The organism is Salmonella sp. SAL04213, assembly GCF_046550535.1.
Taxonomy (GTDB): domain Bacteria; phylum Pseudomonadota; class Gammaproteobacteria; order Enterobacterales; family Enterobacteriaceae; genus Salmonella; species Salmonella enterica.
Genome location: NZ_JBGDXS010000006.1, coordinates 317,270 through 328,834, shown reverse-complemented (window position 1 = coordinate 328,834; position 11,565 = coordinate 317,270). Strand labels below are relative to the sequence as shown.

General features: G+C 53.5%; 11 protein-coding genes and 1 pseudogene. 8 read left to right on the top strand and 4 right to left on the bottom strand.

The window, feature by feature from the left end; translation table 11 throughout:
- The first annotated feature begins 2 nt into the window (after positions 1 to 2).
- Positions 3 to 59 carry an IS1 family transposase gene (locus ACLJPQ_RS16785; RefSeq protein WP_003032489.1) on the top strand — a complete coding sequence of 19 codons (57 nt, stop codon included), beginning with the start codon at positions 3 to 5 and terminating at the stop codon, positions 57 to 59.
- Here ACLJPQ_RS16785 and ACLJPQ_RS16780 read toward each other — a convergent pair.
- Positions 54 to 206, bottom strand: a pseudogene (locus ACLJPQ_RS16780) (chlorhexidine efflux transporter); the annotation flags it as partial. The gene ACLJPQ_RS16785 and the pseudogene ACLJPQ_RS16780 sit on opposite strands and share 6 nt — an antisense overlap.
- 103 nt (positions 207 to 309) lie before the next feature.
- Here ACLJPQ_RS16780 and ACLJPQ_RS16775 point away from each other — a divergent pair.
- From ACLJPQ_RS16775 to ACLJPQ_RS16750, 6 genes are all read left to right on the top strand, one after another.
- Positions 310 to 1,173 (top strand): LysR family transcriptional regulator, encoded by an 864-nt coding sequence (locus ACLJPQ_RS16775; protein WP_001270769.1) that lies wholly within the window; start codon positions 310 to 312, stop codon positions 1,171 to 1,173.
- A 122-nt stretch (positions 1,174 to 1,295) separates the two neighbouring features.
- Complete coding sequence (locus tag ACLJPQ_RS16770) at positions 1,296 to 2,474, top strand: acetyl-CoA C-acetyltransferase (protein ID WP_000665977.1); 1,179 nt, start codon at positions 1,296 to 1,298, stop codon at positions 2,472 to 2,474.
- Between the two features lie 429 nt (positions 2,475 to 2,903).
- The gene (gene kduI, locus ACLJPQ_RS16765) at positions 2,904 to 3,740 is read left to right on the top strand and encodes a 5-dehydro-4-deoxy-D-glucuronate isomerase (RefSeq protein WP_080184775.1); all 837 of its coding nucleotides are present in this window, start codon (positions 2,904 to 2,906) and stop codon (positions 3,738 to 3,740) included.
- A gap of 56 nt (positions 3,741 to 3,796) precedes the next feature.
- Positions 3,797 to 4,558, top strand: coding sequence for a 2-dehydro-3-deoxy-D-gluconate 5-dehydrogenase KduD (kduD, locus tag ACLJPQ_RS16760; RefSeq protein ID WP_000602490.1), 762 nt, complete (start codon positions 3,797 to 3,799; stop codon positions 4,556 to 4,558).
- A 353-nt stretch (positions 4,559 to 4,911) separates the two neighbouring features.
- The gene (araE, locus tag ACLJPQ_RS16755) at positions 4,912 to 6,330 is read left to right on the top strand and encodes an arabinose-proton symporter AraE (protein WP_000253650.1); all 1,419 of its coding nucleotides are present in this window, start codon (positions 4,912 to 4,914) and stop codon (positions 6,328 to 6,330) included.
- A 112-nt stretch (positions 6,331 to 6,442) separates the two neighbouring features.
- A complete protein-coding gene (locus tag ACLJPQ_RS16750) occupies positions 6,443 to 7,150 on the top strand; it encodes an aspartate/glutamate racemase (protein WP_000848633.1) in 708 nt (235 codons plus the stop codon).
- Here the strand turns inward: ACLJPQ_RS16750 and ACLJPQ_RS16745 are convergent.
- Positions 7,122 to 8,057, bottom strand: a complete 936-nt coding sequence (locus ACLJPQ_RS16745; RefSeq protein ID WP_000741798.1) for a LysR family transcriptional regulator — start codon at positions 8,055 to 8,057, stop codon at positions 7,122 to 7,124. The genes ACLJPQ_RS16750 and ACLJPQ_RS16745 overlap by 29 nt on opposite strands.
- Positions 8,058 to 8,174: 117 nt before the next feature.
- Between ACLJPQ_RS16745 and lysA the strand changes: the two genes are divergently transcribed.
- The gene (lysA, locus tag ACLJPQ_RS16740) at positions 8,175 to 9,437 is read left to right on the top strand and encodes a diaminopimelate decarboxylase (RefSeq protein ID WP_000056581.1); all 1,263 of its coding nucleotides are present in this window, start codon (positions 8,175 to 8,177) and stop codon (positions 9,435 to 9,437) included.
- A 9-nt stretch (positions 9,438 to 9,446) separates the two neighbouring features.
- Here lysA and ACLJPQ_RS16735 read toward each other — a convergent pair whose 3' ends face one another.
- Positions 9,447 to 10,469: a LacI family DNA-binding transcriptional regulator gene (locus tag ACLJPQ_RS16735; RefSeq protein WP_000968338.1), complete on the bottom strand. Its 1,023-nt coding sequence runs from the start codon at positions 10,467 to 10,469 to the stop codon at positions 9,447 to 9,449.
- A 10-nt stretch (positions 10,470 to 10,479) separates the two neighbouring features.
- Complete coding sequence (gene galR / locus ACLJPQ_RS16730) at positions 10,480 to 11,508, bottom strand: HTH-type transcriptional regulator GalR (RefSeq protein WP_000201028.1); 1,029 nt, start codon at positions 11,506 to 11,508, stop codon at positions 10,480 to 10,482.
- Positions 11,509 to 11,565: the final 57 nt, after the last annotated feature.

Below are 11,565 nucleotides of genomic sequence, written 5' to 3'. Positions count from 1 at the left end.
CGGTGGAGCTGCATGACAAAGTCATCGGGCATTATCTGAACATAAAACACTATCAATAAGTTGGAGTCATTACCCATCTCCAGCACCGAGCGCTGCATTAGCCAGGCGGTCGTTGGCGCCAGTATCGCAGTCGCAATACCTTCAAAACAGACAGCATGGAAAATACGCTCCGGCAGCGAGCGACGTTGTATGGCGTCATGTTGCATAAACGAAAAAACCTTACTCTTAATCAAACTAAAGAAATTTCCGCTATTTTATCGTTTAATGTGATACCTAAAAGATAATATCCATCGATAAAGTAGATAGGTTATGCGTTACTCACCTGAAGCGTTAATGGCATTTGTTGAGACCGTTTCTTGCGGTTCATTTTCTGCGGCGGCGCGCCGCCTGCGTAAAAGCCAGTCCACCATTAGTACCGCCATTGCGCATCTGGAGGCGGATCTGGGATTTTCATTATTTGATCGATCATCGCGCCAGCCCGTTCTGACCGAAGAAGGAAAACGGGTGCTTAGCTATGTTCAGGCTATTTTATCGGCGAGCGACCGTCTGGATGAGGTGGCGCTGACGTTATCCGGCGAGACGGAGGCAAGACTCACGTTCGTCCTCTCTGATACCCTGCACCCTGACAGTCTGGAAGAGTTAATGGCGCAGTTTGATCGTCAATTTCCGCATACCGAGTTTGAATGTTTGATCGGAGAAAATGATGATGTCATCGACCTGCTGCAAAAAGGGCGCGCCCAGATAGGCCTGATTGAAGCGCGTGATGACTATCCCACAGACATTGGCGCGACGCGTCTGCCTGTTCAAAGCTGGATGGGAGTTTATGTGGCGACCACGCATCCGTTGGCGTCGCAGACGAACCTGCAATGGGAACAACTGCATACCTGGCGCGAGCTGCGTCTGAATACCTACCTTGACTCTAACGCCAACATTACGCGCGGCCCGGCCTGGTCAGCGCCAAACTATTTATTGCTGTTGAGCATGGCGGTTCAGGGATTTGGCTGGTGCGTATTGCCCTGCGCGCTGGTGGAAGAGTTTGCGGCGGAAAAACCGCTGGCGCAGCTGGATGTTCCTGGCTGGCCGAGGGCGATTGCTATTGATTTGCTGTGGAACAAGAAGACGCCGCCCGGAACGGCAGGGAACTGGCTTCGCTACCATTTGCAGCAGAAATAAGCTGCGTCACCGTCAAATCAGCGTCATTTCCTTTGTGATAAAACTCACTTTTTTTAAACAATCAAGATAACTAATTTTAACAATGCTCTACTATGGCGGTGTCATTTTGCGCTGAGGTGGTAATGAAAGAGGTTGTGATAGTGGGGGCTTTACGGACACCCATCGGCTGTTTTCAGGGAACGCTGGCCCGTCATTCCGCCGTCGAGCTGGGGAGCATGGTCGTAAAAGCGTTAATTGAGCGCACCGGCGTGGACGCTAACGCTATCGATGAGGTCATCCTCGGTCAGGTGCTGACGGCTGGCGCCGGGCAGAATCCGGCGCGCCAGTCAGCCATCAAAGGAGGGCTGCCGACTACCGTTTCCGCCATTACCATTAATGACGTTTGTGGTTCCGGTTTAAAAGCGTTGCACCTGGCGACGCAGGCTATTCAGTGCGGCGAAGCGGACATTGTTATTGCGGGCGGGCAGGAGAATATGAGCCGTGCGCCGCATGTCCTCAATGACAGCCGTAGCGGCGCGTTGCCTGATGCCGACAATCTGGTGGATAGTCTGGTACATGATGGCTTATGGGATGCCTTCAACGATTATCACATTGGCGTGACGGCAGAAAACCTGGCGCGGGAATATGGCATCAGCCGCGAGTTACAGGATGCTTATGCGCTCAGTTCGCAGCAAAAAGCCAGGGCCGCGATTGATACCGGGCGTTTTAAAGATGAGATTGTCCCCATCGTCACGCAACGTAATGGGCAGACCGCAATTGTCGATACGGATGAACAACCGCGGGCCGACGCCAGTGCGGAGGGGTTAGCCCTGCTGCATCCGGCGTTTGATAGTTTAGGTTCGGTGACGGCGGGTAATGCCTCCTCAATCAACGATGGCGCCGCCGCGGTGATGATGATGAGCGAGGCGAAAGCCCAGGCGCTGGGGCTGCCGGTGCTGGCGCGCATCCGCGCGTTTGCCAGCGTCGGCGTCGATCCTGCGCTAATGGGGATTGCGCCGGTATATGCTACCCGGCGCTGTCTGGAGCGTGCCGGCTGGCAACTGACGGAGGTCGACCTTATCGAAGCCAACGAAGCGTTTGCCGCCCAGGCGTTGTCGGTAGGAAAAATGCTGGAATGGGATGAGCGACGGGTAAACGTTAATGGCGGCGCGATTGCGCTGGGGCATCCCATTGGCGCTTCCGGTTGTCGAATTCTGGTTTCACTGGTGCACGAAATGGTTAAACGCGACGCGCGAAAAGGTCTGGCGACGCTGTGTATCGGTGGCGGCCAGGGCGTTGCTTTAACCATTGAACGCGACTGATCCTGCGCCAGCCATCCTTTTCCTGCTTCAGTATTCCGTTGTAAAAAGCCCTCTATCACGAGGGCAAAGCCAGTGACAGAACCCCCTTTTTCGTTATAGCACAGAACGTTTTGCCGCGTCGGGCATTGCAGACGCATACCGCTTTTAATTCAATTCGCACATCAGACCTCGTTCCAAAACAAGCTCCAATTTTTATCTGAGTAACCGCATACAGCATCTGGCGCACATGTCTGAAAATCAGACAAGTGCGTAAGTTTTAGCGCCGATCGTGATCGCTACAGCAGTTTTAAAAATAACCAGACATAAAAATGAAACGTTATTTTATTTATTGTTGAAAACCTTTATCCAGGCGACTATGATGCCGTTAAATAAATCAAAACAGTGTTTTGATTTTATGCCATTGCGATCGATTTATCATTGGAGGGAAAGGTGGACGTAAGGCAAAGTATCCATAGCGAGCACGCTAAAACGCTGGACACCCAGGCGCTGCGACGCGAGTTTTTAATAGAAAATATTTTTGTCGCTGATGAATATACGATGGTCTACAGCCATATCGACCGTATTATTGTCGGCGGCATTATGCCCGTCAGCCATTCTGTTGAAATCGGCGGAGAGGTGGGTAAACAGCTTGGCGTTTCCCGGTTACTGGACCGCCGCGAGCTGGGCGTCATTAATATTGGCGGCGCGGGCGCCATTATCGTTGACGGGCAGCGCCATGATATTGGTCATCGTGATGCTCTGTATATTGGTAAAGGGGCGAAAGAGCTGGTCTTCGTCAGCAATGAGGCGAGCAGACCGGCGAAGTTTTATTACAACTGCGCGCCAGCGCATACCGCTTATCCGACGAAAAAAGTGTCGCCTGCCGACGTTGCGCCCGTCACCTTAGGCGATAACCTCACCAGTAACCGTCGCATTATCAATAAATACTTCGTACCGGATGTACTGGAAACCTGTCAGCTCAGTATGGGACTCACCGAACTGGCGCCCGGCAATCTATGGAACACCATGCCATGCCATACCCATGAGCGCCGTATGGAAGTGTACCTCTATTTCAATATGGAAGAGGACAGTTGCGTTTTCCATATGATGGGGCAGCCTCAGGAAACCCGTCATATTGTGATGCGTAATGAACAGGCGGTTATTTCCCCAAGCTGGTCAATACATTCCGGCGTTGGCACCAAAGCCTATACGTTTATTTGGGGCATGGTGGGAGAAAATCAGGTCTTCGATGACATGGATCACGTTGCGGTACAAGATCTGCGCTAGTCGCGACCGGTGATAACGCCTGTGCGTGACAGGCATGACAAAAATAAGGATTAACAATGATTTTGAATGCATTTTCTCTTGAAGGTAAAGTCGCGGTTGTGACGGGGTGCGATACCGGATTGGGGCAGGGGATGGCGTTAGGGCTGGCGGAAGCGGGCTGTGACATTGTCGGTATTAACATTGTTGAACCGACGGAAACTATTGCGCGCGTCACCGCTCTGGGACGTCGTTTTTTAAGCCTGACAGCCGATCTGCGTCAAATCGATGGTATTCCGGCATTACTGGAACGGGCGGTGGCGGAATACGGTCATATTGATATTCTGGTGAATAACGCGGGTTTAATCCGTCGTGAAGATGCGATTGATTTCACGGAAAAAGACTGGGATGACGTCATGAACCTGAACATCAAGAGCGTGTTCTTTATGTCTCAGGCGGCGGCAAAACATTTTATTGCCCAGGGCAACGGCGGCAAAATTATTAATATCGCGTCTATGCTTTCCTTCCAGGGCGGCATTCGCGTTCCGTCTTATACCGCGTCGAAAAGCGGCGTAATGGGAATAACGCGTCTGATGGCGAACGAGTGGGCGAAACACAATATCAATGTAAACGCCATCGCGCCGGGCTATATGTCCACGAATAATACCCAGCAATTGCGCGCTGATGCACAACGTAGCGCCGAAATTCTCGACCGTATTCCGGCTGGACGTTGGGGGCTACCGGGCGATTTAATGGGGCCGGTAGTCTTCCTGGCATCCAGCGCCGCTGATTATATTAACGGCTATACCATAGCGGTAGATGGCGGTTGGCTGGCGCGTTAATCCGCTACTGACAAATGCGTTTCTGGGAAAATCGACGCTTTGGCCGAAAAAACTGATAAAGCCCTGTCCTCGTACAGGGTTTTTTTATGATCTCATTAGCATAGTCCATATTGTGGGTTTAACTTAATCCATATATTGTTAAATAATAGCTATGATCAATGCTTTAACTTATTGAAATATTGGTGGTTTGAAAAAATACCCGGCAACGGCGTTAAATTTAAAAAGTGTAATATCCATCACATATCGCTATAGCGTAGCCATTTAATCCATATTTATGCCGTTTCCAGCCTGACACTTGAGGAAGAGTATCCCGTACTTTCAGGCTATGTCTTACTCTGTTGTGGCAGGAAAATATGGTCTCTATTAATCATGACTCTGCTTTAACGCCGCGTTCGCTTCGCGACACACGACGTATGAATATGTTTGTTTCGGTTTCTGCAGCGGTAGCGGGACTGTTATTTGGTCTGGATATCGGCGTTATCGCCGGGGCGCTGCCTTTTATTACCGACCATTTCGTACTGACCAGCCGGCTGCAGGAGTGGGTCGTCAGCAGTATGATGCTTGGCGCGGCAATTGGCGCATTATTTAACGGCTGGCTTTCATTCCGGCTGGGGCGTAAGTATAGCCTGATGGCTGGCGCGATTTTGTTCGTGCTCGGCTCGCTGGGGTCGGCGTTTGCTTCCAGCGTGGAAGTATTGATTGGCGCCCGCGTGATACTGGGCGTAGCAGTAGGGATTGCGTCCTATACCGCGCCGCTTTATCTCTCTGAAATGGCAAGTGAAAATGTTCGCGGCAAAATGATCAGTATGTATCAACTGATGGTGACGTTAGGCATTGTGCTGGCTTTTTTATCCGATACGGCATTCAGCTACAGCGGCAACTGGCGCGCGATGTTGGGCGTGCTGGCGCTGCCTGCGGTGTTGCTCATTATTCTGGTGGTATTCCTGCCGAATAGTCCGCGTTGGCTGGCGCAAAAAGGTCGCCATATTGAAGCGGAAGAGGTGCTGCGTATGCTGCGCGATACCTCGGAAAAAGCCCGTGATGAACTGAATGAAATTCGGGAAAGCCTCAAACTCAAGCAGGGCGGGTGGGCATTATTTAAAGCTAACCGTAATGTTCGCCGCGCCGTGTTCCTCGGTATGTTGCTACAGGCAATGCAGCAGTTCACCGGCATGAACATCATTATGTACTATGCGCCGCGCATTTTTAAAATGGCCGGTTTTACCACCACGGAACAGCAAATGATCGCTACGCTGGTGGTCGGACTGACCTTTATGTTCGCGACGTTTATCGCCGTCTTTACGGTCGATAAGGCCGGGCGTAAACCGGCGTTAAAAATCGGTTTCAGCGTAATGGCGTTAGGGACATTGGTGTTGGGCTACTGCCTGATGCAGTTTGATAACGGTACGGCATCAAGCGGTCTCTCCTGGCTTTCCGTTGGGATGACGATGATGTGTATCGCCGGTTACGCGATGAGCGCCGCTCCGGTGGTGTGGATACTGTGTTCGGAAATCCAGCCGCTGAAATGTCGTGATTTTGGCATTACCTGTTCAACCACGACAAACTGGGTATCGAACATGATCATCGGCGCGACATTCCTGACACTGTTGGACAGCATTGGCGCGGCAGGTACATTCTGGCTCTACACCGCGCTGAATATCGCTTTTATCGGTATCACTTTCTGGCTGATTCCGGAAACCAAAAATGTCACCCTGGAGCATATCGAACGCAAGCTAATGGCGGGCGAGAAGCTAAGAAATATTGGCGTGTAATCCCCCCTCCCATGCCGGATAACGCCTGTTATCCGGCATGATGAAAAATAGACTGGAAACGGATGTGTAAGTTTGCTTCACTGCCATAATGCTTTACAAAAAGGAGAGCGCAGTGAAAACGATCGGACTGTTGGGTGGTATGAGCTGGGAATCGACTATCCCTTATTACCGTTTAATCAATGAAGGCATTAAACAGCAGCTGGGAGGCCTGCACTCGGCGAGCTTACTGCTGCATAGCGTAGATTTCCACGATATTGAAGTATGTCAACGCCGCGGCGAGTGGGATAAAGCGGGCGATATCCTGGCGCAGGCCGCCCAGGGGTTACAGCAGGCGGGCGCAGAAGGCATTGTGCTGTGTACCAACACCATGCATAAAATCGCGCACGTTATTGAATCTCGTTGTTCTCTGCCTTTCCTACACATCGCGGATGCTACCGGGCGAGCTATCGCCCGTCAGGGGTTGCATCGCGTGGCGCTATTAGGGACCCGCTATACGATGGAGCAGGATTTTTATCGCGGGCGGCTGGAACAGCAATTTGCGATTGAGACCATCGTGCCGGAGGCGGACGATCGGGCGCGTATCAATCAGGTCATTTTTGACGAGCTCTGCCAGGGGACATTCACTGACGCGTCGCGCCACTATTATTTACAGGTTATCGAACAACTGGCTGCGCAAGGCGCGCAGGGCGTTATTTTTGGCTGCACTGAAATAGGTTTGCTTGTTCCCCAGACGCAAAGCGCGCTACCGGTTTTCGATACCACGGCAATTCATGCCGCAGATGCCGTGAGCTTTATGCTTTCGTCATCGGCCCCAGAATAACCTCCAGCGGTTCGACCAGGCGCGAAAGATGCGTTTGTAAATGCTTACTGAAGGCGTCAACCAGCGCGGAGGCGGGGCGGTGTAGCGGGCGAATCAGGCTGACGGTAAAGGGCACGTCAATGCTGAAGCGGCGAACGGTGACGCCGCTGGCGGCATAGTCCAGCGCGGTCAGCGGGTTAACGATCGAAACGCCCGCCCCGGCGCGCACCATCGCGCAGACGGAGGCCGCGCTATGCGTTTCCACCACCATTCTGCGCTTCACCTGATGTTCGGCAAATAACGTATCCAACAACTGTCGATAGCTGTCCAGGCGGGAGAGGCTGATAAAGTTTTCCCCCTGAAAATCGTCTGGCGTCAGTACCGTTTTGGCGGCAAGCGGATGGTCGCAGGGCAGTACGCACACTTCATTTAGCGTTAGTAACTCGGTACGGGTTGTTCCTGCCGGGGCATGAAGCGTCTCCGTCAGCCCTAAATCGTGGCGCTGAGCGGAGAGCCACTCTTCCAGCAACGGCGACTCCTGCGGCACAATATTCAGGCTGACATCCGGATAACGCGCCAGAAAAGGCGGTAGTAGCGGCGGCAAAAAGGATTGTGAAAAGACCGGCAGGCAGGCGATAGAGAGTTCGCCCTGACGGAACTCGCGCAGACTTTCCGCCGCGCTGACGATACGATCCAACCCATACCAGGAGCGTTGAACCTCTTCGAACAGGCGTAGCCCTTGCACCGTCGGATGTAAGCGCCCGCGTGTGCGCTCAAACAGCGTTAATCCCAGCACTTTCTCAAAACGCGCCAGCTCGCGACTGACGGTAGGCTGCGAGGTATGCAGCAGCCGCGCCGCTTCGGTGAGATTTCCGGCAGTCATTACGGCGTGAAAAATTTCAATGTGACGTAAATTAACGGCAGCCATACGTTTCCCTGAATCATTTATCCCATATCATTTTTGCATAGACTGACAATAAAACGATATTTTTTATTCTTTCTAAGGTATGGCGTAATCGTTAAAAAGCCTGTTCCGGAGTTTGTTATGTCATTGCCGCATTATCACGCTGAAACTGACCTTAACGCTGAAAATTTGCTCAGATTGCCTGCTGAATTCGGCTGTCCGGTCTGGGTTTATGACGCGCACATTATTCGCCGTCAGATAGCCGCCCTGCAGCAGTTTGACGTCGTGCGTTTTGCGCAAAAAGCCTGTTCGAACATTCATATCCTGCGCTTAATGCGCGCGCAGGGTGTCAAGGTGGATTCTGTTTCATTGGGGGAGATCGAACGTGCGCTGGCGGCGGGCTACGATCCGCAAACGTGCCCTGATGATATCGTTTTTACCGCCGATGTGATTGACGCCGCCACGCTGGCGCGCGTCAGTGAACTGCATATTCCGGTCAATGCCGGCTCGGTAGATATGCTGACGCAGCTTGGTCAGGTTTCGCCTGGGCATCGCGTCTGGTTGCGCGTGAATCCTGGCTTTGGTCACGGCCACAGCCAGAAAACCAACACCGGGGGCGAAAACAGCAAACACGGCATCTGGCATAGCGATCTTCCGGCGGCGCTGGCGGTAATGCAGAAATACCGACTGAAACTTGTCGGTATCCATATGCACATTGGTTCCGGCGTCGATTATGGTCATCTGGAGCAGGTTTGCGGCGCGATGGTTCGCCAGGTGCTGGAATGTGGTCAGGATTTGGACGCGATTTCGGCAGGCGGCGGACTCTCGATACCTTATCGTGAGGGAGAAGAGCCCGTTGATACGCGCCATTACTATGGCCTGTGGAACGCGGCGCGCGAGCAAATCGCCCGCCATCTGGGACATGCGGTCAAACTTGAGATCGAACCCGGACGTTTTCTGGTGGCGCAATCGGGCGTGCTGGTAACGCAGGTGCGTAGCGTAAAACAGATGGGAAGCCGCCATTTCGTGCTGGTAGATGCGGGTTTTAACGATCTGATGCGCCCGGCGATGTACGGTAGCTATCACCGTATTTCGGCGCTGGCGGCGGATGGTCGCGCGCTTGAAAATGGCCCGTGGGTCGAGACGGTGGTCGCCGGGCCGCTATGCGAATCAGGCGATGTTTTTACGCAGCAGGAAGGGGGAATGGTTGAAACACGCGCCTTACCTGCGGTCATCCCCGGCGATTACCTCGTATTGCACGATACCGGCGCGTACGGCGCGTCTATGTCATCGAATTACAACAGCCGCCCGCTCCTGCCGGAAGTGCTGTTTGACAATGGACAGGCGCGGCTGATCCGCCGTCGTCAGACCATTGAAGAGCTGTTAGCGCTGGAGATGCTCTGAAGCGCATCATTAGGCCGGACGTTGAAAAAACGGGCCTGCGGCGACGGACTCGCGCAGAATCAGCGTGCCGGTAAAGGGTGGGATCGGGGCGACCGGCTCGCTGTTCGCCAGACGAACGGCCTGATCGATCGCGGTGGCTATCATATCCTCGATGGGTAAATAGACTGTTGAAAGCCCCGGTTCAAGCCAGGTTGCGCCCGGCGCATCGTCAAAACCAAACAGCGACACATCCTGCGGGATGCGTAATCCGGCCTGGCGCAGCGCTTTTGCCGCGCCCAGCGCCGTGTCATCATTACAGGCGAATAGCGCGCTAAACGTGACGCCTTCCTCCAGTAATTCCCGGCAGGCGTCATAGCCGCGCGTCAGCGTGTAATCGCCGTATTTCACTTTTGCCGGTTGCCAGGGAATACCATACTTTTCCAGCGCCTTGCGATAACCCGCTACGCGTGATGTGCCGGTGGGAGTATGAACAGGCAGCGTAATACAGGCGATATCGCGATGGCCCTGCGTAATCAGGTATTCCACCGCCTGGAATGCCGCCGTCTCCTGCTCGAAGAAAATAGCGCGATCGCGGGCCTGAGTGACGTTGCGATTAATAATCACCAGCGGCATTTCCGTGGCGTCAATCAACGACAAAATCGCCGGCTCATCCATATAGCGAGTGTAAAGAATAATAGCGTCGCACTGTCTGTCGGCCAACATTTGTACGGCTTTCTGCTCTCGTTCCGGCGTATCGTGACCATCGGTGACGATCAACTGCTTGTTATGAAACTCCGCCTGGCGCGACGCCCGGCGCAACAAACTGCCAAAATAGAAGCCGTCAAACGTAGAGACGACCAGACCGATGCTGTTGCTGGTGCGATTTGCCAGCGAGCGTGCCAGCAGGTTGGGGCGATAGTCCAGAGCCTGCATCGCCGTAAACACTTTCTGGCGCGTGCTTTCTTTTACCTGCCCCGTCCCATTCAGCACTCGTGAGACGGTGGCCTTTGATACGCCCGCATGGCGGGAAACATCCAGCATTGTCGCCATCATGCTACCCTGATTAATCGGTTGTCGACAGGTGCCCGGTATCCGTCGGCGTGGACACCGAATGTCGGCGTACCAGTGTCGGACTAAATACATGAGTTACTTCTGGCGTAGGGCATTTCCCTGCCAGCGCTAAGGCCAGCTCCGCCGCCTGTGTCGCCATGGTGACGATCGGATACCGAATGGTGGTCAGTCGGGGACGCACATAGCGTGAGACCAGTACATCATCAAAACCGATGAGCGATACTTCGCCCGGCACCCCCACGCCATTATCATTTAATACTCCCATCGCGCCGGCCGCCATCGAGTCGTTATAGCAGGCCACCGCGGTAAAATGTCTGCCGCGGCCTAATAACTCAGTCATCGCCTGCTCGCCGCCGCTTTCATCCGGTTCGCCGAACGTCACCAGCCGATCGTTAGCCGGGATATGGCTTTCCGCCAGCGCATCGTAATAGCCCCTCAGGCGATCTTCGGCATCAGAGATGGTGTGGTTGGAACAGATATACCCAATACGCGTATGACCTTGCTGGATCAGATGTCGGGTCGCCAGCCATGCCCCGTAACGGTCATCCAGCGCGACACAGCGGTGTTCTAACCCCGGTAAAATGCGGTTAATCAGCACCATGCCGGGGATTTGCTTCATTAATGAGGCCAGGTCCGCATCCGGAATCATTTTGGCGTGCACCACTAACGCTGCGCAACGATGACGAATCAACTGTTCAATAGCCTGACGCTCTTTTTGTTCGTTATGATACCCGTTGCCAATCAGTAAAAAATTGCCGGTGTGATACGCCACCTGTTCAACGGCTTTCACCATCGCGCCGAAAAAAGGATCGGAAACGTCGCCGACCACCAGACCGAGGGTTTCCGTTGCCTGCTGTGCCAGCGCGCGCGCGTTGGCGTTAGGGTGATAGCTCAGGGACTCCATTGCGCTGGTCACCGCCAGCCGGGACGCTTCGCTGGCTTTTGGCGAATCGTTAATAACGCGAGAAACGGTGGCGACTGAAACACCGGCCAGTCGGGCTACATCTTTTATGGTCGCCATGATAATACCTATAGTGGGTAAACGCTTACATTACGCCAGTTTTACGGAAAATGAACG

What these genes read in the sequence shown, in the direction of transcription:
- kduD (WP_000602490.1), top strand. Translation starts at nt 3,797, where the DNA reads ATGATTTTGAATGCATTTTCTCTTGAAGGTAAAGTCGCGGTTGTGACG.
- araE (WP_000253650.1), top strand. Translation starts at nt 4,912, where the DNA reads ATGGTCTCTATTAATCATGACTCTGCTTTAACGCCGCGTTCGCTTCGC.
- ACLJPQ_RS16745 (WP_000741798.1), bottom strand. Translation starts at nt 8,057, where the DNA reads ATGGCTGCCGTTAATTTACGTCACATTGAAATTTTTCACGCCGTAATG.
- galR (WP_000201028.1), bottom strand. Translation starts at nt 11,508, where the DNA reads ATGGCGACCATAAAAGATGTAGCCCGACTGGCCGGTGTTTCAGTCGCC.
- ACLJPQ_RS16735 (WP_000968338.1), bottom strand. Translation starts at nt 10,469, where the DNA reads ATGATGGCGACAATGCTGGATGTTTCCCGCCATGCGGGCGTATCAAAG.
- ACLJPQ_RS16775 (WP_001270769.1), top strand. Translation starts at nt 310, where the DNA reads ATGCGTTACTCACCTGAAGCGTTAATGGCATTTGTTGAGACCGTTTCT.
- ACLJPQ_RS16770 (WP_000665977.1), top strand. Translation starts at nt 1,296, where the DNA reads ATGAAAGAGGTTGTGATAGTGGGGGCTTTACGGACACCCATCGGCTGT.
- lysA (WP_000056581.1), top strand. Translation starts at nt 8,175, where the DNA reads ATGTCATTGCCGCATTATCACGCTGAAACTGACCTTAACGCTGAAAAT.